Annotated in this window: 26 protein-coding genes; 25 read left to right on the forward strand and 1 reads right to left on the reverse strand. The window is 44.9% G+C overall.

Annotated features, from left to right (window positions below; translation table 11 throughout):
* Nucleotides 1–8 precede the first annotated feature (8 nt).
* From dnaA to priA, 25 genes are all read left to right on the forward strand, one after another.
* Nucleotides 9–1,436, forward strand: a complete 1,428-nt coding sequence (gene dnaA / locus FD975_RS00005; RefSeq protein WP_215302312.1) for a chromosomal replication initiator protein DnaA — start codon at nucleotides 9–11, stop codon at nucleotides 1,434–1,436.
* Between the two features lie 265 nt (nucleotides 1,437–1,701).
* The gene (dnaN, locus tag FD975_RS00010) at nucleotides 1,702–2,817 is read left to right on the forward strand and encodes a DNA polymerase III subunit beta (RefSeq protein WP_215302313.1); all 1,116 of its coding nucleotides are present in this window, start codon (nucleotides 1,702–1,704) and stop codon (nucleotides 2,815–2,817) included.
* An 11-nt stretch (nucleotides 2,818–2,828) separates the two neighbouring features.
* A complete protein-coding gene (gyrB, locus tag FD975_RS00015) occupies nucleotides 2,829–5,327 on the forward strand; it encodes a DNA topoisomerase (ATP-hydrolyzing) subunit B (RefSeq protein WP_215302314.1) in 2,499 nt (832 codons plus the stop codon).
* A gap of 5 nt (nucleotides 5,328–5,332) precedes the next feature.
* Nucleotides 5,333–5,827 carry an SET domain-containing protein gene (locus tag FD975_RS00020; RefSeq protein WP_215302315.1) on the forward strand — a complete coding sequence of 165 codons (495 nt, stop codon included), beginning with the start codon at nucleotides 5,333–5,335 and terminating at the stop codon, nucleotides 5,825–5,827.
* A 9-nt stretch (nucleotides 5,828–5,836) separates the two neighbouring features.
* Nucleotides 5,837–6,061 carry a DUF3717 domain-containing protein gene (locus FD975_RS00025; RefSeq protein WP_215302316.1) on the forward strand — a complete coding sequence of 75 codons (225 nt, stop codon included), beginning with the start codon at nucleotides 5,837–5,839 and terminating at the stop codon, nucleotides 6,059–6,061.
* Between the two features lie 101 nt (nucleotides 6,062–6,162).
* The gene (locus FD975_RS00030) at nucleotides 6,163–6,924 is read left to right on the forward strand and encodes an ABC transporter ATP-binding protein (protein ID WP_215302317.1); all 762 of its coding nucleotides are present in this window, start codon (nucleotides 6,163–6,165) and stop codon (nucleotides 6,922–6,924) included.
* Nucleotides 6,921–7,625: an ABC transporter ATP-binding protein gene (locus FD975_RS00035; protein ID WP_215302318.1), complete on the forward strand. Its 705-nt coding sequence runs from the start codon at nucleotides 6,921–6,923 to the stop codon at nucleotides 7,623–7,625. Before FD975_RS00030 ends, FD975_RS00035 begins: the two co-directional genes overlap by 4 nt.
* 22 nt (nucleotides 7,626–7,647) lie before the next feature.
* Entirely contained in the window at nucleotides 7,648–8,871 is a 1,224-nt protein-coding gene (locus FD975_RS00040; RefSeq protein ID WP_215302319.1) for an ABC transporter substrate-binding protein, read from the forward strand.
* Nucleotides 8,872–8,888: 17 nt separating this feature from the next.
* On the forward strand, nucleotides 8,889–9,809 hold the full coding sequence (locus tag FD975_RS00045; protein ID WP_215302320.1) for a branched-chain amino acid ABC transporter permease: 921 nt from the start codon (nucleotides 8,889–8,891) through the stop codon (nucleotides 9,807–9,809).
* Nucleotide 9,810: 1 nt separating this feature from the next.
* Nucleotides 9,811–10,740, forward strand: a complete 930-nt coding sequence (locus FD975_RS00050; RefSeq protein WP_215302321.1) for a branched-chain amino acid ABC transporter permease — start codon at nucleotides 9,811–9,813, stop codon at nucleotides 10,738–10,740.
* A gap of 267 nt (nucleotides 10,741–11,007) precedes the next feature.
* A complete protein-coding gene (gene mnmG, locus FD975_RS00055) occupies nucleotides 11,008–12,933 on the forward strand; it encodes a tRNA uridine-5-carboxymethylaminomethyl(34) synthesis enzyme MnmG (RefSeq protein ID WP_215302322.1) in 1,926 nt (641 codons plus the stop codon).
* Entirely contained in the window at nucleotides 12,926–13,588 is a 663-nt protein-coding gene (gene rsmG / locus FD975_RS00060) for a 16S rRNA (guanine(527)-N(7))-methyltransferase RsmG (protein ID WP_215302323.1), read from the forward strand. Before mnmG ends, rsmG begins: the two co-directional genes overlap by 8 nt.
* 24 nt (nucleotides 13,589–13,612) lie before the next feature.
* Entirely contained in the window at nucleotides 13,613–14,383 is a 771-nt protein-coding gene (locus tag FD975_RS00065) for a ParA family protein (RefSeq protein WP_215302324.1), read from the forward strand.
* Nucleotides 14,384–14,404: 21 nt separating this feature from the next.
* Nucleotides 14,405–15,298 carry a ParB/RepB/Spo0J family partition protein gene (locus tag FD975_RS00070; protein ID WP_371743411.1) on the forward strand — a complete coding sequence of 298 codons (894 nt, stop codon included), beginning with the start codon at nucleotides 14,405–14,407 and terminating at the stop codon, nucleotides 15,296–15,298.
* A 33-nt stretch (nucleotides 15,299–15,331) separates the two neighbouring features.
* Nucleotides 15,332–15,820, forward strand: a complete 489-nt coding sequence (locus tag FD975_RS00075) for an ATP synthase subunit I (RefSeq protein ID WP_215302326.1) — start codon at nucleotides 15,332–15,334, stop codon at nucleotides 15,818–15,820.
* Between the two features lie 34 nt (nucleotides 15,821–15,854).
* Nucleotides 15,855–16,745, forward strand: a complete 891-nt coding sequence (gene atpB, locus FD975_RS00080; protein ID WP_215302327.1) for a F0F1 ATP synthase subunit A — start codon at nucleotides 15,855–15,857, stop codon at nucleotides 16,743–16,745.
* A 41-nt stretch (nucleotides 16,746–16,786) separates the two neighbouring features.
* Entirely contained in the window at nucleotides 16,787–17,053 is a 267-nt protein-coding gene (gene atpE / locus FD975_RS00085; RefSeq protein WP_028818346.1) for a F0F1 ATP synthase subunit C, read from the forward strand.
* A 63-nt stretch (nucleotides 17,054–17,116) separates the two neighbouring features.
* Nucleotides 17,117–17,587 carry a F0F1 ATP synthase subunit B gene (locus FD975_RS00090; protein ID WP_215302328.1) on the forward strand — a complete coding sequence of 157 codons (471 nt, stop codon included), beginning with the start codon at nucleotides 17,117–17,119 and terminating at the stop codon, nucleotides 17,585–17,587.
* Nucleotide 17,588: 1 nt separating this feature from the next.
* Entirely contained in the window at nucleotides 17,589–18,125 is a 537-nt protein-coding gene (locus tag FD975_RS00095) for a F0F1 ATP synthase subunit delta (protein WP_215302329.1), read from the forward strand.
* 45 nt (nucleotides 18,126–18,170) lie between these two features.
* Entirely contained in the window at nucleotides 18,171–19,712 is a 1,542-nt protein-coding gene (gene atpA / locus FD975_RS00100) for a F0F1 ATP synthase subunit alpha (protein WP_015420205.1), read from the forward strand.
* Nucleotides 19,713–19,729: 17 nt separating this feature from the next.
* On the forward strand, nucleotides 19,730–20,599 hold the full coding sequence (gene atpG / locus FD975_RS00105; RefSeq protein WP_215302330.1) for a F0F1 ATP synthase subunit gamma: 870 nt from the start codon (nucleotides 19,730–19,732) through the stop codon (nucleotides 20,597–20,599).
* A gap of 55 nt (nucleotides 20,600–20,654) precedes the next feature.
* Nucleotides 20,655–22,055: a F0F1 ATP synthase subunit beta gene (gene atpD / locus FD975_RS00110; protein WP_215302331.1), complete on the forward strand. Its 1,401-nt coding sequence runs from the start codon at nucleotides 20,655–20,657 to the stop codon at nucleotides 22,053–22,055.
* Nucleotides 22,056–22,076: 21 nt separating this feature from the next.
* On the forward strand, nucleotides 22,077–22,493 hold the full coding sequence (locus tag FD975_RS00115) for a F0F1 ATP synthase subunit epsilon (RefSeq protein WP_015420208.1): 417 nt from the start codon (nucleotides 22,077–22,079) through the stop codon (nucleotides 22,491–22,493).
* 9 nt (nucleotides 22,494–22,502) lie between these two features.
* Nucleotides 22,503–23,621 carry a uroporphyrinogen decarboxylase gene (gene hemE, locus FD975_RS00120; protein ID WP_215303679.1) on the forward strand — a complete coding sequence of 373 codons (1,119 nt, stop codon included), beginning with the start codon at nucleotides 22,503–22,505 and terminating at the stop codon, nucleotides 23,619–23,621.
* A gap of 260 nt (nucleotides 23,622–23,881) precedes the next feature.
* Nucleotides 23,882–26,011, forward strand: a complete 2,130-nt coding sequence (gene priA, locus FD975_RS00125; RefSeq protein ID WP_215302332.1) for a primosomal protein N' — start codon at nucleotides 23,882–23,884, stop codon at nucleotides 26,009–26,011.
* On the opposite strand, the gene gcvH is transcribed toward priA, so the two are convergent.
* Complete coding sequence (gcvH, locus tag FD975_RS00130; RefSeq protein WP_215302333.1) at nucleotides 26,008–26,400, reverse strand: glycine cleavage system protein GcvH; 393 nt, start codon at nucleotides 26,398–26,400, stop codon at nucleotides 26,008–26,010. The genes priA and gcvH overlap by 4 nt on opposite strands.
* Nucleotides 26,401–26,468 lie beyond the last annotated feature (68 nt).

Below are 26,468 nucleotides of genomic sequence, written 5' to 3' on the forward strand. Positions count from 1 at the left end.
CCAAAAATATGAGTAACTTACAGAACCCCCCGACATTGAATTCACTAAGCCCGCTGGGGTTTTGGGATGGTGCACTTGGTGCGCTAGCTCGCGAACTGTCCCCCCAACAATTTAAGACCTGGATTCAGCCGTTAAGCTTGGTTTCCTATGATGAAAGTGAGCAATCACTCATTCTGGGAGCTCCAAATAGATTCAAACTTGATTGGATCAAGAAAACTTTTTCTGATCGCTTCCAGGAGATGGCAGACCAGTATTTTGGCCACCCAATCAACTTAAGCTTCGTACTCAATGTAGAAGGTTCGGGCACGCAATCACCTGAGATTAGCTCGCCTCCTCAGGATAAATTTGAGCAACAAGAGGTTTTGCTAGACGCAGACAGCAGCTCTACAGAAGAGCAAGCTTTTGAAATTGAAGATCACTCTAAATTAAACCCAAACCTCACTTTTGAGACCTTTGTCACGGGTAAGGCTAACCAACTTGCAAGGGCGGCATCTATTCAGGTTGCCCACAACCCTGGCACTTCCTATAACCCAATGTTTTTATATGGCGGGGTTGGTTTGGGCAAAACACATCTAATTCATGCTATTGGGAATCACCTACTAAAAGAGAAGCCGAATGCTCGAATTCGATACATTCACGCCGAGCAGTACGTTTCTGATGTTGTTAGGGCTTATCAACAAAAAGCTTTTGATCGCTTCAAGCGCTATTACCACTCCCTTGACCTGCTTTTAATTGACGATATTCAATTTTTTAGTGGCAAGTCTAGGACGCAAGAGGAATTTTTCTACGCTTTTGAGGCGCTCTTGAGCAATAAGGCTCAAGTCATCATTACCAGCGACACTTACCCAAAAGAAATGGTGGGAATAGATGATCGACTAATTTCTCGTTTTGACTCGGGACTTACGGTTGCAATTGAGCCGCCAGAACTAGAGATGCGAGTCGCTATTCTGATGAAAAAAGCTCAAAGTGAGGGCATCCCCATGAGTGAGGATGTGGCTTTTTTCGTAGCAAAGCACCTTAGATCCAATGTGCGTGAGCTTGAAGGGGCGCTAAGGAAAATCTTGGCATTTGTTCGCTTCCATGGCAAAGAGGTGACGATTGATGTGGCCCGGGTGGCTCTAAAAGATTTACTCTCCATTCAAAATCGACAAATTTCTGTTGAAAACATCCAAAAAGCGGTTGCAGACTTTTACAGCATTAAGGTGGCCGATATGTACTCGAAAAAGCGTCCAGCAAATATTGCCCGACCCCGGCAAATTGCGATGTTTATAGCCAAAGAATTGACCCAAAAGAGTCTGCCAGAGATTGGTGAGTTATTTGGTGGGAGAGACCACACAACCGTTCTACACGCAGTCCGGAAGATTAGCTCGGAAAGATCACATGATGGGCAACTCAATCACGAAATCCACGTTATTGAGCAAACCCTCAAGTCCTAAGTTTTTTACTTGTGGATAAGCCTGTGGACAGTTCAATGGATAACTTTGGGGACAAGGTGTTGATAAATTGTGGAAAGCTCTCGCTTCATGCAAAAATAGGGTGTGAATGAAAAGTTATCCAATATTTACTCAGTGTTTATACAAAAGTTTTCCACAGGTTTTTTAGGTTTTAAGGGGTTGTTTTAAATAAGGTTTTTGAGTTATCCACTGAAAAAAGAAGCCTTATTACTACTACTAATAAGATATATACAAGGATTTAAAAGCAATGCAACTCGTAAACACATCGCGTGATAGTTTATTAAAACCACTTCAAGTTGTTAGTGGCATTGTTGAACGCCGACATACTTTGCCAATCTTGGCAAACCTGTTATTTAAAAAACAAGGTGACAAAGTATCTTTTGTTTCAACGGATATAGAAATTCAAATTACAACTAACGCTAGTTTTGGTGTTGGTGTTGAAGACGTCACTACAACTGTGGCCGCAAGAAAGCTATTGGATATTTTGCGCGCTCTACCAGAAGGGCCTGTTGCTTTAAATCTCAAAGACAACAAGATGGTTGTTCAGAGCGGTAAAAGCCGCTTCTCTTTGCAAACTCTTTCAGCAACCGAGTTTCCTGTTATGCAAAGCGTTGGTGAGGTAACCGCTAGCTGGAAGATGACTCAAAAAAGTTTTCGTCAATTAGTTAGTCAAGTTCATTTTGCAATGGCACAACAAGATATTCGTTATTACCTTAATGGTATGTTGTTGGTTGTTGAGGGTAAGCAAGTAATTGCGGTTGCAACCGATGGTCATCGCTTGGCTTATTCTCAAGTTGAATTAACTGATGCTCCAGTGGGGTCTGGTCAGAGACAGGAAATCATTATTCCTCGTAAAACCATTCTGGAGTGCCAACACCTACTTGAGGACTCAGATGAACCATTGGAGATGAGTCTTACATCAAATCAGGTGAAGTTTACGTTTGGTGATATCGAGTTGATTTCTAAGTTGGTCGAGGGGAAATTTCCTGACTTTCAGCGCGTGATTCCTAAGGGGCATAAAAACTCCTTAGTGGTTGGACGTGATGTTTTGCAATCAGCTTTACAACGCGCAGCAATTCTGACAACAGATAAATTCAAGGGCGTACGCTTTTCTTTGTCACCAAATCGAATTACTGTTCAATCCACTAATGCTGAGCAAGAAGAAGCTCAAGAAGAGATTGAAACTGAATACAGTGGTGACGTTGTTGAGATTGGGTTCAATGTAAGTTACTTATTAGATGTTTTATCAAACCTAAAGAATGAAAAAATTCAAATTAGTTTGGGTGATGCCAACAGCAGCGCTGTGATTACACTACCTGGTTCAGAAGACTTCAAGTATGTTGTGATGCCAATGCGTATTTAATTTAGAAAAAAATGACTGAAGAAAAAAAAGTAGTAGAGCAGTATGGTGCATCATCGATTCAAATCTTAGAAGGTCTCGAGGCTGTTCGTAAACGTCCAGGTATGTATATCGGGGATACCTCCGATGGAACAGGCCTGCACCACCTAGTTTTTGAGGTTTTAGACAACTCTATTGATGAGGCTCTAGCAGGATATTGCTCTGAAATTACCGTCGTTATACAAACCGATAATTCTATTTCTATAGTTGATAACGGGCGTGGCGTTCCTACAGGCATTAAATACGACGATAAGCATGAGCCAAAAAGAAGTGCGGCTGAGATTGTGATGACTGAGCTGCATGCTGGTGGTAAGTTTGATCAAAACAGCTATAAAGTTTCTGGTGGTTTACATGGTGTGGGTGTTAGTTGCGTAAACGCACTCTCTAAGTGGTTAAAACTTACTATTCGTCGCGATGGCAAAGCGCACTACATGGAGTTTGCGCGCGGCGTGATTCAGAACCGCAATATTCAAGAAGAAAATGGTGTTGCGGTTTCACCAATTACTGTTATTGGTGACACAAGCTTATCTGGTACTGAAGTACATTTCTTGGCTGACGAAGAAATCTTTGGAAGTATTGAATTCCATTATGAAATTCTTGTTAAGCGCATTCGCGAACTCTCATTTTTAAATAATGGAGTTCATATTAAATTAATTGATCAGCGCTCTGGTCAAGAAGAAGATTTTGCTTTCTCAGGTGGTGTTAAAGGTTTTGTTGAATACATTAACCAAACAAAAAATGTTTTACACCCAAATATTTTTTATGCAGAAGGAATTCGTCCATCTGATTTGGGCGGCAACATTACCGCCGAAGTATCCATGCAATGGAATGATAGTTTTAGTGAGCAAGTGTTGTGTTTCACTAACAATATTCCACAACGTGATGGTGGTACTCATCTAACAGGTCTGCGCGCAGCCATGACCCGCGTCATTAATAAATATATTGATGAACACGAAGTTGCTAAAAAAGCTAAGGTTGAAATTTCTGGCGATGATATGCGTGAGGGACTTGCTTGCGTTTTATCCGTCAAAGTTCCTGAGCCTAAGTTTTCGAGCCAAACAAAAGATAAGTTGGTCTCTAGTGAGGTTCGTGGCCCGGTAGAAGAAATTGTTGCTGAGGCTTTGAGTGCTTATTTGCAAGAGCGCCCAGCTGATGCAAAAATTCTTTGCGGAAAAATTGTAGATGCTGCACGAGCTCGTGAGGCGGCACGTAAAGCTCGCGACATGACTCGTCGTAAGGGTGTCCTTGACGGTTTGGGTCTTCCTGGGAAGTTGGCAGACTGCCAAGAGAAGGATCCAACCAAATCTGAACTATTTATTGTCGAGGGAGACTCCGCGGGTGGCTCTGCAAAGCAGGGTCGTGACCGACGCTTTCAGGCGATTCTTCCTCTCAAAGGAAAAATCCTCAACGTTGAAAAAGCCCGATTCGATAAGATGTTGGCTAGCCAAGAGGTGGTTACTTTAATTACCGTTCTTGGAACTGGTATTGGTGTTGAGGAGTACAAGGCCGACAAGTTGCGCTATCACCGCATCATCATCATGACCGACGCGGACGTTGATGGTAGCCACATCCGCACACTCCTACTTACCTTCTTCTATAGACAAATGCCCGAGTTGATTGAGCGTGGCCACATCTATATTGCGCAACCACCCTTGTATAAGGTGAAGTTTGGCAAGAATGAGCAATACATTAAAGATGATGCGGAGTTGAATCAACTGCTGCTAAAGATTGCATTAGAGTCGGCCTCACTTCAAACCCCCACGGGAGAAATTATTGAGGGTGCAGCATTGGGCGAGTTAGCTAAACACTATCAAGTCATTCAATCTGTTGTTGATCGCTTATCTCGCACCATTGACGAAGATGCTTTGCGTGCCATTGCTTCTGGTACTCAACTCAACCTAGATACCGAGAAGTCTGCACATGAATCGGCTGAGCGCTTGCGTGGCGCACTTGCTGATTCTTTGAATCCTTTGGCACTGCCCCCAGAGATTATTGTGCAAAAGGAAGAGCGTACCGATCGCTATAAATTACTTCTCTCCCGCCGCATTCATGGCAACTTGAAGTTATCGGCAATCAATTCTGATTTTGTTCATGGTGATGATTACCAAAGCCTGTCAAATGCAGCTGCGGTTTTATCTGGCAAGGTGTTGCCGGGTTCAAAGGTTCGCCGTGGCGACCCAGACAAAAACCAAAAAGAACAAGCGATTCAAGATTTCAGGGCCGCTTTCTCCTGGCTGCTCTCTGAGGCTGAGCGCGTGCTCAGTCGTCAGCGCTACAAAGGTCTTGGTGAGATGAATCCATCCCAGTTGTGGGAAACCACCATGGATGCAGGTTCAAGAACATTACTCCAAGTCAAAATCGAAGATGCGATTGCTGCTGACCAGGTCTTCACAACCCTAATGGGGGATGAGGTTGAGCCACGTCGTGCCTTTATTGAAAAAAACGCCTTGATTGCTCGTAACCTGGACGTCTGATTTAAATGGCTAAAAAGAAATTGGTGGTTCCAAAAATTGATCGCTCACGCATTGTTGTGAAGTCCTCCCCGATTCATGGCAAAGGGGTGTTTGTTGCTAAGCCAATAAAAAAAGGTGATGCGATTATTGAGTACAAAGGGGAGCGCATTAGTTGGAAGTTGGCCGAGAAGCGCCATCCACATGACCCTAAAGACCCAAACCATACTTTTTATTTTTCACTGGAGGATGGTCGTTGCATTGATGCTAAATATGGCGGCAATGCAGCACGCTGGATTAACCACTCCTGTAAACCCAGTTGTGAAACTCGAGAAGATATTTTTGACGGTGAGCCTCGTGTATTTATTTATGCGAAACGCGACCTTAAGTTGGGCGAAGAGCTTTTTTATGATTACTCGCTTGATATTGGTAGCCGCGTTACCAAGCGGTTGAAGAAGGACTATGAGTGTCGCTGTGGTGCAAAAAAATGCCGTGGCACGATGTTGTCTCTCGACACCAAATAATTTCAAAAAATGTTGTTTCTCAGTATTCAAGATTTAGAGGCAGCCATTAATTATTGGCGTAGTCAATCGTCCGCGGTTGGAGAAGAGTTGCATTTGTGCCCAGAGGCCGCTGCGCTTGCAAAACCTTACGCACTTATGATTGTTCAAGGGTCGCAGAGGGTTCCCATGGATGTCTTGGATGAAATAGCAAAATCAGCAATCCAAAAGTTTTTTAAAACCAAACAAACAAACTAAAAAACTCAACCTTTGTGTTTTTAGGGTTATCTCTATATTAGTAAATACTCTCTTGGGGTATTCTCAAAGTCTTGCCCAAAGATGTGCATGAGGATTTAAGCTTGCAAGAAACAATATTAAAAACAATTAGTCTTGGGAAAACTTTTAAAGGGTTTTCTGCGGTGAGTGACGTCAATCTAGATGTCACTCGTGGAACTATTCACGCTCTCATTGGACCCAATGGGGCAGGCAAAACCACTTGTTTTAATTTACTCACTAAATTTTTAGAGCCCAGCGCCGGTCAAATTCTATTTAATGGTTTTGACATCACAAAAGAGAAGCCGGCCCAAATTGCAAGGCGGGGTGTGGTTCGATCATTTCAAATCTCCGCTGTTTTCCCACATCTAACTGTTCTAGAAAACGTTCGTGTTGCACTGCAGCGAGGATTGGGTACGGAATTTCATTTTTGGAAGTCTGGTGAGACACTAAATGTGCTCAATGAGCGCGCTGAGGAGTTGTTGTGTGAGGTTGGTTTGGCAGACTTTGCCCACGAAGAAACCCTAAATTTGGCCTATGGGCGCAAGAGAGCACTAGAAATTGCCACCACCATGGCCATGGAGCCCGAATTAATGCTGTTGGATGAACCAACACAGGGTATGGGCCATGAAGATGTCGAGCGCGTTACAGAATTAATTGATCGGGTGTCTAAAGGTCGCACCATCTTGATGGTTGAGCACAACATGAAGGTGGTTTCCTCCATTGCTGACAGAATTACAGTGTTGCAACGGGGCTCGGTATTGGCTGAGGGTTCATATCATGAGGTTTCAAACAACCCCTTGGTGGTTGAGGCTTATATGGGCAGCCATGGGGGTGACAACTTATGAGCACCATGGCATTGGAGGTTAAAAACCTCGAATCTTGGTATGGCGAGTCTCACATCCTTCATGGCGTGAACTTTTCAGTTCGTGATGGTGAGGTGGTTACGCTGTTGGGTCGCAATGGGGCTGGGCGAAGCACGATTTTAAAAACTATTTTAGGTTTAACAAGCAAGAGAACGGGTTCGGTAGAGGTTTATGGCAACCAAACGATTGCCATGCCAACCTATAGGATTGCTCGGCTTGGTGTTGGTTTTTGTCCTGAGGAGCGCGGCATCTTTGCTAGCTTAAGCGCCGAAGAGAATTTGTTGTTGTTGCCTGAGATCGCCCCTGGCGGCATGGGTTTGGATGAGATTTATGAAATGTTTCCCAACCTGTATGAGCGACGCAATAGTCCAGGCACAAGACTCTCGGGTGGCGAGCAGCAGATGCTTGCAATGGCACGCATTTTGAGGACGGGTGCCAAATTACTGTTGCTGGATGAAATTACCGAAGGTTTGGCGCCGGTGATTGTTCAAAAGTTGGGTGAGGTGGTAACAAGCTTACGTAACAAAGGCTTCACTATTGTGTTGGTGGAGCAAAACTTCCGATTTGCTGCACCTCTAGCAGATCGTCATTATGTGGTTGAACATGGCAATGTGGTCGAGGTTGTCAATCAAAGTGAGCTGGCTGAGAAGGCAAGCTTGTTAAATGAGTATCTTGGTGTTTAGCAGTTATTTATAGGAGACCTAAATGAAGTTAAAGCAAATTACTGCGTGTCTGGTGGCGGCAACCTTTTTTGGTTCTAACCCAGCATTCGCGCAAACATCTAAAGTAAGTGGTGATGTAATCAAGATTGGTGTTTTAACTGACCTTTCTTCTACCTATTCTGATTTGGCTGGTCCTGGCGCGGTGATTGCCGCAAAAATGGCAATTGCCGACTTCTCAAAAGATGGCACTGTTATTGGCAAGAAGATTGAGCTTGTTAGTGCCGACCATCAGAACAAAGCAGATATTGCCGCCAACAAAGCGCGCGAGTGGTATGACAAAGACGGTGTTGATGTGATTGTTGAGTTGGTTTCGACCAACGTTGCACTTGCTGTCATGGAAGTCGCGGAACAAAAGAACAAGATTACTTTGGTGTCTGGCGCAGCATCATTACCAATTACCAATGAAAAATGTACTGCTAATAACGTGCATTGGACTTATGACACCTATGCGCTTTCAAACGGTACCGCTAAAGCAGTTGTTAAGCAGGGTAAAAAGAATTGGTATTTCTTGACTGCTGACTATGCTTTCGGAGCAGCCCTAGAGAAAGACTCAACCAACGTTGTTAATGCCAACGGCGGCAAAGTGCTTGGTACAAGTAAGCACCCATTCCCTAATAGCGACTTCTCTTCATACTTGCTGAAGGCTCAGGCCAGTGGCGCAGATGTTGTTGCATTAGCAAATGCTGGTCAAGACACCATCAACTCCGTTAAACAAGCCGCCGAGTTTGGTATCAATAAAAAACAAACCGTTGTTCCTTTGCTCATGTTTATTTCTGATGTTCACTCTTTGGGCTTGAATGCAGCTCAAGGTATGTACCTAACAGAAGGCTTCTACTGGGATAGAGATGAGAAGACCCGCGCGTTTGCCAAACGCTTTATCTTGCAGCATAAGCGTATGCCAACCAGCGTTCAAGCTGGCGTCTATTCATCAGTTCTTGCTTACTTAGCTGCAGTTCAAAAGGCTGGCACAGATGATACTCAGGCAGTAATGAAGGCCTTGAGATCAACCAACATTGACGATGGATTATTCAAAGGAAAAATCCGTGCCGATGGTAAGTTTGAACACGACATGTATTTGCTCGAAGTGAAGAAGCCATCTGAATCTAAGAGCCCATGGGATTATTACAACGTCAAAGCAGTGATTCCAGCTGCTGAGGCAACACAACCACTTTCATTGTCACGATGCAAGTTGGTTACTAACAAGTAATCCATTTCTAATTAAGCATGTTTGAACTTCTTGGAATTACCCCACAAGGGCTGGTTGCTCAGCTCTTAGTGGGGCTTATCAATGGCTCCTTTTACGCCATTTTGAGTTTGGGTTTGGCCATTATTTTTGGCCTACTTAACATCATCAATTTTTCCCATGGTGCTCAATACACGATGGGTGCATTTGTTGCATGGATTGGTTTAACTCAAGTAGGTCAATGGTTTGGCTTTCCTGAGTTTTCTATTAATTATTGGTTTGCATTAATTTTGGTGCCCTTGGTTATGGCGGGCTTTGGTTTGATTCTTGAGCGCACCATGCTTAAGCGCCTTTACCACCTAGATCACTTATATGGCCTTTTATTAACTTTTGGTTTGGCGCTCATTATTGAGGGAATGTTCCGTCATTGGTATGGAATTTCTGGTGAGAGCTATCCAGCGCCAGAGATATTGCAGGGTGCTATCCCATTAGAGTCGATCGGCATCATCTTGCCTAAATATCGTTTGTGGGTTGTAGTTGCCTCTTTAGTGGTTTGCTTCTCTACTTGGTATGTTATTGAGAGAACGAAGTTGGGCTCCTATCTTCGTGCTGGAACTGAAAACCCAAAACTACTCCAAGCATTTGGCATCAATGTGCCTTTAATGATTTCTTTGGCCTATGCTTATGGCGTCGGTCTTGCCGGCTTTGCTGGTGTTTTGGCTGCACCAATTTTTCAAGTGAATCCATTGATGGGCTCGAATCTCATCATTGTGGTTTTTGCGGTTGTTGTGATTGGTGGCATGGGTTCTATTATGGGATCCATTTTGACCGGCCTAGCGTTAGGCTTAATTGAAGGCCTAACTAAAGTTTTTTATCCAGAAGCATCTGGCGTAGTTATTTTCGTAATCATGGCAATTGTTTTGCTTATTCGTCCTGCTGGACTTTTCGGCCGGGAGAAATAAGGTGAACTCAAAAACAAAATTACTGTACGGCATTCTAGTTTTAATTGCCCTGTTACTACCCTTCCAAGATTTCATTTATCTTGTGTTTGCAATGAAGGTTTTATGTTTCGCACTCTTTGCTTGCGCCTTCAATTTGTTGCTGGGTTTTACGGGCCTTCTTTCTTTTGGGCATGCAGCATTTTTTGGAACCTCTGCTTACATTACCGCGTATCTTTGCAAAGAGGCTGGTCTGTCCCCTGAGTTTGGAATTGCTTTGGGTGTTCTTGGTTCAGCTTTCTTAGGCTTTTTAATTGGCTCTTTAGCAATTCGCAGGCAAGGTATTTATTTTGCAATGGTTACGCTTGCTCTTTCTCAAATGGTCTACTTCCTCGCAGTGCAGCTTCCCTTTACTGGTGGTGAGGATGGTATTCAGGGTGTACCACGGGGCATGTTGTTTGGTTTGATTGACTTAAAAGATGACGTCAGCATGTATTACTTTGTTCTAGCTGTTTTCTTGCTGGGGTTTGCGTTGATCGTTCGTACTGTGCACTCACCGTTTGGTCAGGTCTTAAAAGCTATTCGTGAAAATGAGCCGCGCGCAGTGTCTTTGGGTTATGACGTTGATCGTTTTAAGTTAATTTCTTTTGTAATTTCTGCTGCGCTTGCCGGCCTTGCTGGTTCTTTGAAAACACTGGTATTCCAGTTGGCAACCTTGACCGATGTGCATTGGCATATGTCTGGCGAAGTGGTTTTGATGACCTTGCTCGGCGGTATGGGAACCATTCTTGGTCCAGTGGTCGGCGCCGGTATTGTTGTTGGCTTACAAAATTATTTGGCCAATATTGGCTCCTGGAGCACCATTGCAACGGGATTCATTTTTGTAATTTGCGTCTTAGCTTTCCGTCGTGGAGTTGTTGGCGAAATCACCCATCTCCTTAAGAAGAAAAGCTGAATTGGTTTTTTTCTTATTAGCTTTTAGTGCGGCGCTTCGGCGCCGTACTCATTTAAGGTTCGCAGCCCCACAACTAGCCCGTTAAATATCGCCAGGTCTTTGTCGTTCACTTACTCCAACCCCATTTATTCAATGTGATTTTATAAAAAAATATAATTAAATCAATGACTTATAAAATAATCACAATAGATATTATTATTTGTTTGAAGATTTGTTTCACGTGAAACCCACAAAATGCTATGATCATCGCCCTATCTGAGGCAAATCATGCGTTATACAAAGAACTTCGATGTCATTGTGGTTGGTGGTGGTCATGCCGGGACCGAGGCTGCCCTCGCAGCTGCACGTATGGGATGCGACACCCTCCTGATTACACACAGTATTGAGAGTTTGGGTGCTATGAGCTGTAACCCCTCAATTGGTGGTATCGGCAAGGGTCACCTAGTTAAAGAAATTGATGCGATGGGCGGCGCTATGGCAGCCGCTACCGATGAGGCTGGCATTCAGTTTAGGATCCTCAATTCAAGCAAGGGCCCTGCTGTTCGTGCAACTCGTGCTCAGGGCGATCGTATTTTATATAAGGCGGCGATCCGCCGCCGCCTCGAAAACCAAGAGAATCTGACTCTTTTCCAGGCCGCCGTAGATGATCTACTGGTTGTGGGTGATGAGGTTCAGGGTGTAGTTACACAAATGGGCCTGAAGTTTATGGCCAAGAAAGTGGTGCTTACCGCGGGTACCTTTCTGGATGGCAAGATTCACGTTGGCTTAAATAATCATGCAGGTGGCCGTGCTGGTGACCCAGCAGCAGTTTCATTGTCGGCTAGATTAAAAGAGCTGAAGCTTCCTCAGGGAAGATTAAAGACTGGCACCCCACCACGGATTGATGGGCGAACCATTGATTTCTCGGTGATGTTGGAGCAACCGGGGGATTTAGACCCTGTACCTGTTTTCTCCTATCTGGGTCGACCAGAGCAGCACCCAAAGCAAGTCCCTTGCTGGATTTCTCACACGAATGAGCAAACACACGACATTATTCGCGGTGGCCTGGATCGTTCACCAATGTATACCGGCGTTATTGAGGGGGTTGGTCCGCGCTATTGCCCTTCTATTGAAGACAAGATTCACCGCTTTGCCTCCAGAAATAGTCACCAGATCTTCTTAGAGCCTGAGGGCCTAACAACGAACGAGTTTTATCCGAACGGCATTTCTACTAGCCTGCCATTTGATGTTCAATGGAATTTGGTGCGCAGCATTCGTGGTCTGGAGTCTGCCGTCATCGTGCGCCCTGGTTATGCAATTGAATACGATTTCTTTGACCCACGTCATCTACGCCATAGTTTGGAGACCAAGGCAATAGCTGGCCTCTACTTTGCAGGCCAGATTAATGGCACAACGGGCTATGAGGAGGCTGCCGCTCAAGGCATGCTTGCTGGAATTAATGCTGGCTTGGCGGCACAGGGCAAGGAGCCTTGGCTGCCCAAACGAAGTGAGTCCTATATTGGCGTTTTGGTGGATGACCTGATTACTTTGGGTGTTCAAGAGCCATACCGTATGTTTACTAGCCGCGCCGAGTACCGCTTAAGCTTGCGTGAAGACAATGCTGATTTGCGCTTAACCACCATTGGGCGAGAGCTTGGTCTGGTAGACGACTACCGTTGGAATACGTTTTGCAGAAAACAAGAGGCTGTTTCACGTGAAACAACTCGCTTGCAAGATATTTGGATTGGGCCAAAGCATGTGTCAGCCAAGGCCGTTTCAGCGCTTTTGGGACAAGATTTATCGCACGAGTGTAGTTTGGCGGACCTTTTAAGGCGCCCTGGCATTACTTATGAGGCAGTTACTGGTTTAGCAGAAGGTCTTTGGTCGCCAGGAACGCTGGACGACGACCTGGGTTTGGCCCAACAAATTAGAGACCAGGTTGAGATTTCCATTAAATATCAAGGCTATATAGATAGGCAGGCGGTTGAAATTGCTCGTCAAGAGCATAACGAGAGCTTTCCTTTGTCGGATTCTTTGGATTACACCCAGGTTCTGGGTTTATCGAAAGAGGTACAACAAAAACTCAATTTGCATAAGCCGGGAACCCTTGGCCAGGCTGGAAGAATTTCTGGGGTGACACCTGCAGCTCTTTCTTTGCTATTAGTTCATCTGAAAAAGGGCTTAGGCAGGACGCAAGAAGAAACCCATGAGTAACGATTTAGTTTCTTTGGGGATTGAGGATTTAGGCTTGAATCTCAGTCCTGCCAAAATTGATGATTTGGAGCTCTTTTTGCAGGAAATGGGTCGCTGGAATCAGGTCCACAATTTGACTGCAATTGAGGGTGAAAAAAACTCTGTTCGTCTGCATCTCATTGATTCTATTACAGTTTTACCGATCATGCGCCAATTTCTAGACCAAGAAAACCCCAAAATTGCAGATCTTGGCTCTGGTGGTGGGTTGCCAGCCATACCCATTGCGATTTTGCAGTCAGGTTGGCATGTAACCCTGATTGAGGCGATCCGTAAAAAGACAGCATTCTTGCAGCATGTACGCGGCAAGTTGGGTTTAAAGAATATTGAAGTCTTGAGTGAGCGCGTTGAGATGGTGGCGAAATCACAGCCGGGACAGTTTGATGCAGTGATTTCTAGGGCATTTACCAATCTTGCTCATTTTTTGGAGCTTGCCCTCCCACTTCTCAAGCCAAATGGCTTGGTGTTTGCAATGAAGGCCAAGCGGGCAGATGAAGAGTTGCAAGACGTTTGCATGGATGATTGGCGATTAGTTGCCGATGAGCCTTTGCAGATCCCAAACTTAGCGGTGGAAAGACGATTGTTGGTTTTATCCCCCGTGAGAAAATCACCCCTTTAAAGCACGACCTTTTTAAGAAAAATTATGGCCAAAATATTTTGTATTGCTAATCAAAAAGGTGGGGTTGGAAAGACCACTACCGCAGTTAATTTGGCCGCAGGTTTGGCTGGGCATCAGCAGCGCGTTTTGTTGGTGGATTTAGATCCACAAGGTAATGCAACGATGGGGTCTGGAGTTGAAAAAGCAGACTTGAATAGCACCGTGTATCAAGTCTTAATTGGCCTATCAACAGTAAAAGAATCTGCAGTACCTTGCGAGAGCTCTGGCTATGATGTATTACCAGCCAATCGTGATTTAGCTGGCGCAGAAATTGAGTTGGTGGATTTAGATTCTCGCGAACAAAGATTGAAAGATGCACTCGCTCTTGTTGCAAATGATTATGACTTTATTTTAATTGACTGTCCTCCCGCGCTATCTTTATTAACGCTCAATGGATTGTGTGCTGCGAATGGTGTGATCGTGCCAATGCAGTGTGAATATTTTGCACTGGAAGGATTGTCAGACTTAGTGAACACCATCAAGCAGGTTCATGCCAACTTAAATCCTGATTTGGTGATCATTGGTTTGTTGCGCGTGATGTTTGATGCGCGCATGACATTGCAGCAACAAGTTTCCGATCAATTGCTTGAGCACTTTGGCGACAAGGTATTTAAGAGCATCATTCCCCGTAACGTTCGCCTGGCAGAAGCCCCGTCCTACGGGCTTCCTGGGGTGGCGTTTGATAGGTCATCTCGTGGCGCTAAAGCATATTTAGATTTTGGTGCCGAGATGATTGAGCGCATTAAGCAAATGTAAAACCTAGGAACAATAAAAAATATTATGGTTGCAATAAAGAAAAAAGGCTTGGGTCGCGGCTTAGAAGCGCTGCTTGGTGATAAGGCTCAGAAAGAAACTACAGCAGAAATTAATCGTTTGCCGTTGACTGCATTGCAGGCGGGTAAATATCAGCCGCGTCAAAAAATGGAAGCGGTGGCATTACAAGAGTTAGCTGAAAGTATTCGTGAGCAAGGAGTGATGCAGCCATTGTTGGTGCGTTTGGTTGCTCCTGGCAAATACGAAATTATTGCGGGAGAGCGTCGCTTTCGTGCCGCAACTTTAGCGGGCTTAAAAGAGGTGCCAGTTTTAGTTTCTGGCGCTAATGATCAGGCTGCTGCAGCAATGGCCTTAGTTGAGAATATGCAGCGCGAAGATTTGAATCCGCTAGAAGAGTCCCAAGGACTTGCAAGGCTGATTGAAGAGTTTGGTTTTACGCATGAGCAAGCTGCAAAAGCGGTGGGAAAATCACGCAGTGCTGTAACCAACTTGTTGCGCTTAAACCAACTGGCAAAACCAGTGCAAGCCATGCTTTTGGCGGGCGACATTGATATGGGCCATGCTCGTGCACTTTTGCCTTTGCCAGGAGCAAGTCAGGTAGCTTTGGCGCAAAGAATTGCGGCTCAAGGCCTTTCTGTTCGTGAGGCCGAAAGAATGTCTACCGCCTTGGCGCTGGCCGGCGGCCAAATCGGTGACAAAAAAGCTAAAACAAAGACTGAGGGGGGTGCGCCAACGCACGACCCAGATATGCGTCGTTTAACACAAGAAATCGCCGATTTAATAGGTTTAAATGCTGAATTCAAGTTTAAAGGCAAGGGTGGCGAGCTTAGAATCCGCTTTAGCCAATTTGACGAGTTAGATTCCTTATTAAAAAAACTGGGTATTAGGGCAGATTAAAGCCCTTTTACTCCGCCTCGAGAAATGAATTTTGTGAATAAAGAACGGCCCATTCCTAGGCATCAATGGGATGAAATCGACGATGACTCCATTAAAGCTCTGAGTAAAGAGGAAATGGATGCATTGCGTAAGGCAAAGCCGCTCAACTTTAGGTTAATGAATTCATGGTGGATCGTCTTAAGTCAGGTAGTGCTAACTCTAATAATTGCTTCTGCCTGCTTTGTTTTTTCTAACCAGGCTGACAAAAGCGTTTATACTAGCTCGGCTTTGGTAGGTGGTTTGATTGGGTTTTTTCCCTCGGCATTATTTTTGATGCGCTTAGAGGTGGCAAAAAAAAATGTAAAATCAGGCCCTGGCGGATATTTGGCAGCAGTGGTTTCTGGCGAATTTATAAAAATTCTAGTAACCATTCTCCTGTTTATTGGCTTTGCCTTAAAGCAACCTGATTTGAAATGGATTCCATTGCTTGTCACTTATTTGGCTACGCTCAAGTGTTATTTGCTAGTGTGGTTTTGGAAGTAACAGGCGGTAAAAATAGATAAGGACAAGTTTAGAAATGTCTAGCGAAGTCAACGCAGCAGCAGGGGCGGCTCATCATGTGGCCAGCGAACCGCTTACACCGACTGCTTATATTGCTGAGCACTTACAAAATCTCAATAACATCGGCGGGGCGCAAGCCTCAGTTATTGATTTCAGCATCATTAACTTAGACACCATCTTTTGGACCTCTTTAATGGGGTTGATCACGGTTTTTCTGTTGGTTCTTGCCGCTCGTAGGGCATCTCCTGGTGTTCCTGGCCGCTTTCAATGTTTGATTGAAATGTTGGTCGAAATGGTTGATAACCAGACAAAAAGCATTGTTCATGGCGATAGAAGCTTTATTGCCCCGCTGGCCCTGTTTGTTTTTTGCTGGATTATTCTGCTCAATACTTTGGACTTAGTGCCTGTAGATTGGATCTTCGGGGTTAATCAATTCATTGGTGGTTTCGGAGTTCATATTCCTCATCACAAGATAGTCCCCACTACTGATTTGAATGCTACCTTTGGCCTGTCATTTTCAGTTTTGTTGTTGGTGTTCTTCTATAGTTTCAAAGTAAAAGGCCTTGGAGGCTTTTTGCATGAGCTGGTTTCAGCACCCTTTGGCGCAAAGTGGTATTTGGCGCCTTTCAACTTAATTTTGAACATCATCGAATATATTGCTAAGGGCGTTTCCCTTGGCATGCGACTTTTCGGCAATATGTACGCAGGCGAGCTGCTATTTTTGCTCATCGCCCTATTGGGAAGTATGTGGACCTTTAACTTAGATTTGTACATGCTTGGCTTCGTCGGCAATGTGATTGCAGGCTCTGCTTGGGCAATTTTCCACATCTTAGTTATTTTGTTGCAAGCATTTATTTTCATGATGTTGACCTTGGTTTACATTGGGCAAGCCCACAGTCACCATTAACTTTTTATTTTTAACCTCACTTTCAATACTTAGGAGTAAACATGCAAGCATTCTTAGCCAACATCCAAGGACTAACCGCAATCGGTATTGGCCTCATCATCGGCCTCGGCGCATTGGGAGCCTGTTTGGGCATTGGCCTAATGGGCGGTAAGTTCATTGAGGGCGCTGCCCGTCAACCAGAATTGATCAACGAATTACAAACCAAAATGTTCCTTTTGGCTGGTTTGATCGACGCTGCGTTTTTAATTGGCGTTGGTGTTGCGATGTTGTTTGCTTTCGCAAACCCACTGCTCGCAGTTATTAAGTAATTGTTTTGGCGTGGATGACCATCAGGTCATCCTACTGTTCTCAACAATACTGAAAGGAATATCGTGAATCTGAACGCGACCCTATTCGCGCAAATGATCGTTTTCTTCGTCTTATGGTGGGTTGTTGCACGTTTTGTGTGGCCGCCGCTAGTTAAGGCGCTAGATGAGCGTTCAAGCAAAATTGCTGATGGCTTGGCATCTGCCGAGCGCGGTAAAGAAGCGCTCGCTTTAGCAAGTAATGAAGCAGAGCAAGAATTAAATAAAGCACGCCAAGAAGGTGTGCAACGTGTTGCTGAAGCAGAAAAACGTGCGCAAATGTCCGCCGAAGAAATTCGCGTTAACGCACAAGCGGAAGCGGCCCGTATTATTTCTCAAGCCAAGCAAGATGCGGATCAACAAGTTACTCGCGCACGTGAAGTATTACGTGCTGAGGTTGCAGTGTTGGCCGTTAAAGGCGCAGAGCAAATTTTGCGTCGTGAAGTTGATGCAAAAGCCCATGGCGCATTGCTTGATCAACTAAAGGCAGAACTTTGATATGGCTGAATTAGCCACAATTGCACGCCCTTATGCTGAAGCGCTTTTCCAAAGCGCTAAGCCTGCTGAGCTTGCCACTTGTTTAGAGCAGTTAAATGAATTGGCGCAGCTTGCTGCATTGCCAGAAGTTGCTGCTTTATCAAACAATCCTAAAGTATCTGCAGATGATTTAAGCAAATTGCTTTCCGGCATGGTGAAGACAAAGCTGGACGGCAAGCTTGCGAGCTTTTTAAATCTTGTAAATCAAAACCATCGCTTATCTGCCATTCCTGAAATTGCTCAGCAATTTGAGGCAATGAAGAATCAGAGCGAAGGTGCAGCAGAAGTAATGATTACTAGCGCATTCCCATTAGAGGGCCCTGCGCTAAAAGACTTGTTGTCAAGTTTGAAGAAGCGCTTTGGGGGTAAAGAATTGCGCCCAACTATTCAGGTTGATCCATCTTTGATTGGCGGAGTACGCATTCAGGTTGGTGATGAGGTAATGGATAGTTCTGTTAAGGCACAGTTGGCTCAAATGCAAGCAAGTCTTGGCGCATAAGTTATCCCTATTAAGAACATACGAAATAAGACCCAGGAGTAAGTAATGCAACTCAACCCTTCCGAGATCAGCGAACTGATCAAAAGCCGAATTAGCGAAATGGGTGTTGATTCCCAACTTCGCAACGAAGGCACTGTAATTTCAGTGACCGACGGTATCTGCCGCGTACATGGCTTGTCTGGTGTTATGCAGGGCGAAATGTTGGAATTCCCTAACAACACAATCGGTCTCGCTTTGAACCTTGAGCGTGATTCGGTTGGTGCTGTGGTCTTGGGTGAGTACACCCATATTAAAGAAGGCGACCCAGTTAAATGTACTGGCCGCATTTTGGAAGTTCCAGTTGGTCCAGAGTTGCTCGGTCGCGTCGTAAACGCACTTGGCCAACCGATTGACGGCAAAGGCCCAATCAATACTAAGTTGACTGACTTTATCGAAAAAGTTGCTCCAGGCGTTATCGCTCGTCAATCCGTTAGTCAGCCAGTTCAAACTGGTTTGAAAGCGATTGATGCGATGGTTCCTATCGGCCGCGGTCAGCGCGAGTTGATCATTGGCGATCGTCAAACAGGTAAAACAGCGGTTGCAGTGGACGCGATCATTAACCAAAAAGGTAAAGGCGTTTATTGCGTTTACGTTGCGATTGGTCAAAAAGCTTCTACGATTGCTAACGTTGTTCGTAAGCTCACAGAGTTAGGCGCAATGGAATACACGGTGGTTGTTGCAGCAAGTGCATCTGAGTCTGCAGCAATGCAGTACCTCTCAGCCTATGCTGGTTGCACCATGGGTGAGTATTTCCGCGATCGTGGCGAAGATGCATTAATCGTGTATGACGACTTAACAAAACAGGCCGTTGCATACCGTCAGATTTCTTTGCTCTTGCGTCGCCCACCAGGCCGCGAAGCTTATCCTGGCGATGTGTTCTATCTCCACTCACGTCTGCTTGAGCGCGCTGCTCGCGTAAGCGCTGACTACGTTGAGAAATTCACCAATGGATCAGTAAAAGGTAAGACAGGCTCATTGACAGCATTGCCAATTATTGAAACTCAAGCAGGCGACGTTTCTGCATTCGTTCCAACCAACGTGATTTCGATTACTGACGGCCAGATCTTCTTGGAGACCGACTTGTTTAACGCAGGCGTACGTCCTGCGATTAACGCCGGTATTTCTGTTTCACGTGTTGGTGGTGCGGCTCAAACTAAAGTTATTAAGAAATTATCTGGCGGTATTCGTACCGACTTAGCGCAGTATCGTGAATTGGCAGCGTTTGCTCAATTTGCTTCTGACCTTGACGAGGCAACTCGTAAGCAGTTGGAGCGCGGTCGTCGTGTTACTGAATTGTGTAAGCAAGCGCAGTACAAGCCATTGCAGGTTTGGGAAATGGCTGCCTCACTCTACGCTGTTAACAACGGCTACTTTGATGACCTCGAAGTAAAGAACGTTTTGCCATTCGAAAAAGGTTTGCAAGATCACTTGAAATCTAAATACGCTGATTTAGTTGGTCGTATTGAAGAGACTAAAGATTTGAGCAAAGATGACGAGGCTGCATTGCGTGCTGCAATTGAGGACTACAAGCGTTCAGCCTCTTTCTAAGAGGGCTCGCATAAATCATGGCAAGCACAAAAGAGATACGATCTAAGATCAAGAGCGTGCAAAACACGCGCAAGATCACGAAAGCAATGGAAATGGTCGCCGCATCTAAGATGCGTCGTGCCCAAGAGCGCATGCGTAACGCGCGTCCATACGCTGAAAAAATTCGTGAGATTGTTGCCAATCTTTCTAAAGCAAATCCCGAGTTCCGCCCTGCCTATATGGTCACTCGTGAAGTGAAGAAAATTGGCACGATTTTGGTTACAACAGACAAAGGTTTATGCGGTGGTTTGAATACCAACGTATTGCGTCTGATTGCAAACCAGGTGCGCGATATGGAAGGCAGCAATATTGGCATTGAATACACTGCCATTGGTTCTAAGGGCCTTCAGTTTTTAAATCGCTCAAAAGCAAAACTCATTTCTCAAACAATTCAGATTGGCGATACGCCACATATGGATGTTTTGATTGGTGCAATTACTGCCCAATTGGAGGCGTTTGAGCGCGGTGAAATAGATGCTGTTTATTTGGCATATACACGCTTTGTTAATGCAATGAAACAAGAGCCTGTTTTAGAAAAACTCTTACCTTTGGAGCCTGCTGCGGTAGCTCCAGAAGAGAAGACGGGAAATTCTTGGGATTACATCTACGAACCGGACGCAGAGTCGATTTTGAATGGCTTGCTCAAGCGTTATGTAGAGGCAATGATTTATCAAGCTGTTGCCGAGAATATGGCTTCTGAACAATCTGCACGCATGGTCTCCATGAAGGCCGCTTCAGATAATGCGAAGAATGTAATCGGCGAATTGCAATTGGAGTACAACAAAACACGACAGGCTGCTATTACTAAAGAGTTGTCCGAAATTGTTGGCGGAGCGGCTGCGGTTTAAGCGGTCAGCGTTTAGGAATACGAAAGAATTCAGGAATTAAAAGCGGAGAAATGCGATGAGTAACGGAAATATCGTGCAGTGTATCGGTCCAGTGGTGGACATTCAGTTCCCACGCGACAAAATGCCAAACATTTATGATGCGTTGACATTAGTTGATAGCGGCGAAAAATCATTTGCTGAAAAAGGTTTGACCTTTGAGGTGCAACAACAGATCGGTGACGGCGTAGTTCGCGCGATTGCCATGGGCGCAAGCGATGGTTTGCGTCGTGGCATGGAAGTGAAATCCACTGGTGCGCCAATTTCTGTTCCTGTTGGTCCAGCAACATTAGGGCGCATCATGGACGTTTTAGGTCGCCCAATTGATGATGCAGGCCCAATCGCTACTGAAGAGCGTCGCGCAATTCACCAGCCAGCACCAAAGTTTGATGAGCTCTCACCTTCCGTTGACTTGTTAGAAACTGGTATTAAGGTTATTGACTTAGTTTGCCCGTTTGCTAAAGGCGGTAAGGTTGGCTTGTTCGGTGGTGCGGGTGTTGGTAAGACCGTGAACATGATGGAGTTGATTAACAACATCGCTAAGCAACACTCAGGTTTGTCAGTGTTTGCCGGTGTTGGTGAGCGTACTCGTGAAGGTAATGACTTCTACCACGAGATGAAAGAATCTAACGTTATCGACAAAGTGGCGATGGTGTTTGGTCAGATGAACGAACCTCCAGGTAACCGTTTGCGCGTTGCCTTGACTGGTTTGACAATGGCTGAAGCATTCCGTGATGAAGGCCGTGATATTTTGTTCTTCGTTGACAACATCTACCGTTACACACTCGCAGGCACTGAAGTTTCTGCGTTGCTCGGTCGTATGCCTTCTGCTGTGGGTTACCAACCTACTTTGGCTGAAGAAATGGGTAAGTTGCAAGAGCGCATTACTTCAACTAAGACTGGTTCTGTTACATCTATTCAGGCCGTTTACGTTCCTGCGGATGACTTGACTGATCCGTCACCTGCAACAACCTTCTTACACCTAGACTCCACAGTTGTGTTGTCACGTGATATTGCTGCTTTGGGTATCTACCCAGCGGTTGATCCATTGGACTCAACCAGCCGTCAGCTCGACCCACAAGTGGTTGGTCAAGAGCACTATGAAGTAGCTCGTGAAGTTCAGATGACATTGCAACGCTACAAAGAGTTGCGCGACATTATTGCTATTTTGGGTATGGATGAGTTGTCACCAGAAGACAAATTGGCCGTATCACGTGCACGTAAGATTCAGCGTTTCTTGTCCCAGCCTTTCCACGTTGCGGAGGTATTTACTGGTTCACCAGGCAAATATGTTCCATTGAAAGAAACTATTCGTGGTTTCAAAATGATTTGCAGCGGTGAATTGGATCACTTGCCTGAGCAAGCGTTCTACATGGTGGGTTCAATTGATGAAGCCATCGAGAAAGCTAAGAAGCTTTAATCGAACTCATCTAGGGAAATTATGTCAACCATACGCGTCGATGTAGTAAGTGCTGAGCAATCTATTTTCAGCGGTGAAGCCAAGTTTGTTGCGCTTCCTGGTGAGAATGGCGAGCTCGGTATTTTGCGCGGCCACACTCCTTTGATTACACGCATTCGTCCAGGCTCAGTTCGTATTGAAAAAGCTGATGGTGATGAAGAGTTTGTATTCGTTGCGGGCGGCTATTTAGAAGTTCAGCCTGATCATGTCACTGTATTGGCAGATACTGCTATTCGTGGCCATGATTTAGATGAAGCTAAAGCTAACGAAGCCAAGAAGCGTGCTGAAGAAGCTATGCAAAATCGTGGCACCGACTTTGATTTGGCATTGGCTCAATCTGAGTTTGCAATGGCAGCAGCACAGCTTGCAGCAATTGCTCGTTTCCGTCGCAAAAAGTAAGAGCCAGTCATCTCTTTGCTTTTAAATGATCGGTTTTTAAAAGCCTGCTTGGGCGAAGCGGTTGATCAAACACCGCTTTGGCTGATGCGCCAAGCGGGCCGTTATCTTCCCGAGTACAACGCTACGCGCTCTCGAGCTGGAAGTTTTCTCGGCCTCGCAAAAAATCCCGCATATGCCACCGAAGTAACCCTCCAACCATTGGATCGTTATCCACTGGATGCAGCAATTTTATTTTCTGATATTTTGACTATTCCTGATGCAATGGGATTGGGCTTGAAATTTACTGCAGGTGAAGGTCCGAGTTTTGAGCACCCCCTTCGAACGGAAGAGGCAGTAAAAAAATTACGCGTGGCTGACATGGGTCAGCTCCAGTATGTATTCGATGCAGTTTCAGAAATTCGTAAAGCATTGATCCGGGATGGCAAGCAGCGCGTCCCATTAATTGGTTTTTCTGGAAGCCCTTGGACATTGGCTTGCTACATGATTGATGGTTCTGGTTCTGATGATTTCCGACATGCCAAAACCATGATGTTTAGCCGGCCAGATTTGCTGGAACACATTCTTGAAATTAATGTGCAGTCAGTAGCTGCTTATTTAATTGAGCAAGTAAAGGCTGGCGCACAAGCTCTAATGATTTTTGATACCTGGGGAGGTTTACTTCCTGACGGTTGGTATCAGCGCATGTCTTTGGCGGCGATGCAAAAAGTGATTGCACTACTACCGCGTGAACATGGGGGTCGCAAGATTCCGGTAATTATGTTCACTAAGGGGGGTGGTATTTGGTTAAATGATATGGCTCAAGTAGGTGCAGATGTTATTGCGATTGATTGGACGATGCGCCTAAGCCGTGCCCGCAAGCAGCTTTTAAACATCAATAAGCCCTTGGCATTGCAAGGAAACTTGGACCCCCTTATCTTGTTCTCGGATCCAAAGCAAGTTACAAGCGCTGCCGAAGATCTTTTAATAGACTTAGCTGGTGCACCAGCATTAAAGCCAGGTTTACATCCGCTTGATGGCCACATTTTCAATTTGGGTCATGGCATTAACCAATTCACGCCACCTGAAAGTGTGACAGCCCTCTCGGAGGCTGTAATCTCTAAGTCAAAAGCCCTTCGGGCAAAGCAATAAGCACAAGTAATTGCTAACTTTAGCCAATTTGTGGCAAAAGTTATGCACAGAAATGTGCAAAACCTTAAATACAGCGAGATTCAAGAGAATTATCAACTTTCACATTTAATAAGCGATATAAATTATTGATTTATATGGTTAATTGCAAAATTGCTGAAATTCTGTGCAGAAGTACATTCCTATAAAATAGATATGGAAATATAAAGTAGCGAATGATATCCACAGACTTATCCACAGGGTACGGCGGATAATAAGAATAAATGACCCAACATCCCATTGTTGTTCAGGTAGTGATAGATAAGCCTCTGGCGCAGGGGTTCGACTATCTATGGGATGTAGAAAAATTAGGCAAATTCCCCGAAATAGGTAATGTAGTGGAGGTACCCTTCGCACGGGGTAAAGAAATTGGAGTTGTAATAAAAGTGAGTGATCACTCCGAATATAAGATAGAAAAGCTCAAATCTATAGATCGCCTTGCCCCCCTTCCGGCATTCGATCCCTCATTATTGCGGCTGATGAATTTTGCAAGCCAGTATTACGTTCATGCACTTGGTGAAACTATCTTGCCAGTTATCCCGCAGATGTGGAAAAAGGCTGATAACTGGGAAAAAATCCCCGAAAAACTAGAATCAGCTAGAAAGAGCAAAAATAAGCTTGATGTCATTGCGGAGGGATTGATACGCCAAGAACAATTAAATCCAAGCCAAAAAAATGCCCTGCAAGAATTATTAGCAAATCAAGAAAAAGAAAATCAATTTAGAGCAATCCTATTGCAAGGTCAGACTGGAAGCGGAAAGACTGCTGTTTTTCTAAATTGGCTGGCAAGCATATTGGATGATGAGAGCGCACAGGTGCTGTTGCTGGTGCCGGAAATTAATCTAACACCACAACTAGAAAGGCGGGTTAAGGCCTACTTTCCTGATAAAAAAATAGCTGTACTGCATAGTGGAGTCAGCGAAAAGAAAAGGGGGATTGCTTGGTATGAGGCAATGACTGGTAAAGCACAGATCATTTTGGGAACAAGGTTGGCAGCATTGACGCCAATGCCAAATTTACGAGCAATCGTGGTGGATGAGGAGCATGACCCATCCTACAAGCAACAAGATGGAACGCGTTACTCTGCTAGAGATTTAGCAATATGGCGTGCCCATGATCAAAGAATTCCCATCCTCTTATCTTCTGCAACACCATCACTAGAAACCTGGCTTGCCGCTCAATCTGGTCGCTATGAATATATTCGACTGGATCAGCGTGCCCAGGGCGCAAGCTTGCCCAGCGTCCACTTGATAAATACGCGTGATCCACAAAATCAATTTAGTCCAGGCGATATAGGTGCAACCAAGGAAAAAAGCCTTATTAGTAAGACGCTAGCAAGTGCCATTACTAAGACTCTGGGTGAAAAAAAGCAGAGCTTAATTTTGATTAATCGCCGGGGCTATGCTCCCGTCCTGAGTTGCTCTGCCTGCAATTGGCTGTCAAAGTGCACACAATGCTCAACCTACACCGTGATGCATAAGGCAGGAGCATTGGGGAAAAGACCAGTGTTGAGTTGCCATCATTGTGGCTTAGTTAAACCCATTCCTCAGTTCTGCCCAGATTGTGGCAATGCCGATTTAAAAACGCTTGGTCATGGAACGCAAAAGCTAGAAGATGCAATAGAGGAAATGTGGCCGCAAGCTAAAGTGCTGCGGGTCGATACAGACTCAAGCAGAAAGAGTAAGGGAGCAGAGACACTCTTTCAGGAAATACATAATGGCAATGTAGATATTGTTGTTGGCACTCAAATGATTGCCAAGGGGCACGACTATCAAAATATTGGATTAGTTGCAGTGTTAGATTCAGACAGTCGACTATATTCAGCGGACTTTAGAGCTGCAGAAAGATTATTTGCGCAGTTAGTTCAAGTGGCTGGTCGGGCAGGTAGATCTGGCAGTAGCACTGATTCTGGTGGTGATATTTATATCGAGACTCAGTACCCCGAGTCACCAGTGTTTCAATATTTACTTAGACACGATGTCGATGGATTTCTAGCATTTATTGCAAGCGAGCGTGAAGAGGCAAAGTTACCGCCCTACTCTTATCAAGCCCTCATTCATGCGGAAGGAAAAAGTCTAGATAAAGCGATTCAGTTTTTGAATGAACTGAAGACTCGCATGAAAAGTCGAGGGATGATTACAAAAGAGCTGAAGGTCTATGATCCCGTGCCCAAGCCGGTCATGCGAGTGGCTGGTTCAGAGCGCGCCCAGTTATTAATTGAGTCAGTCAATCGCAAGACTTTACAAGAGGCCCTTGAAATGATTGATCAAGATTTACGCCAAGAATCCACCGGAAGAATTAGTAAGGCATCCCGCATTCGATGGCTCGTAGAGCGAGACCCTATTAGTATTTAGGCGCCTGGACCAGATTCATATTGCGCAAGAGACATTAAGGCATTTAGATCGACAGTCAGAGATTCTGTTGATGTTGGCTTAATTTTAAATAGCCAAACCGCATAAGGATTTTCGTTCACCAACTCTGGACTGGAATCCATTGAGTCATTCAATGCAACGATCTCGCCACTAATAGGCGCATGAATATCACTCACCGCCTTAACGGACTCTATTGCTGCAATGGCTTGGCCTTGCTTCACTTGCTGCCCAACTTTTGGCGCTTGAAAAAACATGACATCACCTAAAGATTCTTGGGCATGATTGCTGATGCCAACCCAAGCTAGTCCATCATCTTCGATGCTAGCCCACTCATGCGTTTCTGCAAATTTAAATGTGTCTTGAGTTTTCATTGTGTATCCTGTGAGATGTATTCTAGCGTCTTTGCAATCAACCAGTGGCTAATAACTTTAAGCGTTTC

The sequence above is a fragment of the Polynucleobacter sp. AP-Jannik-300A-C4 genome (genome assembly GCF_018688335.1).
In the GTDB taxonomy this organism is placed as follows: domain Bacteria; phylum Pseudomonadota; class Gammaproteobacteria; order Burkholderiales; family Burkholderiaceae; genus Polynucleobacter.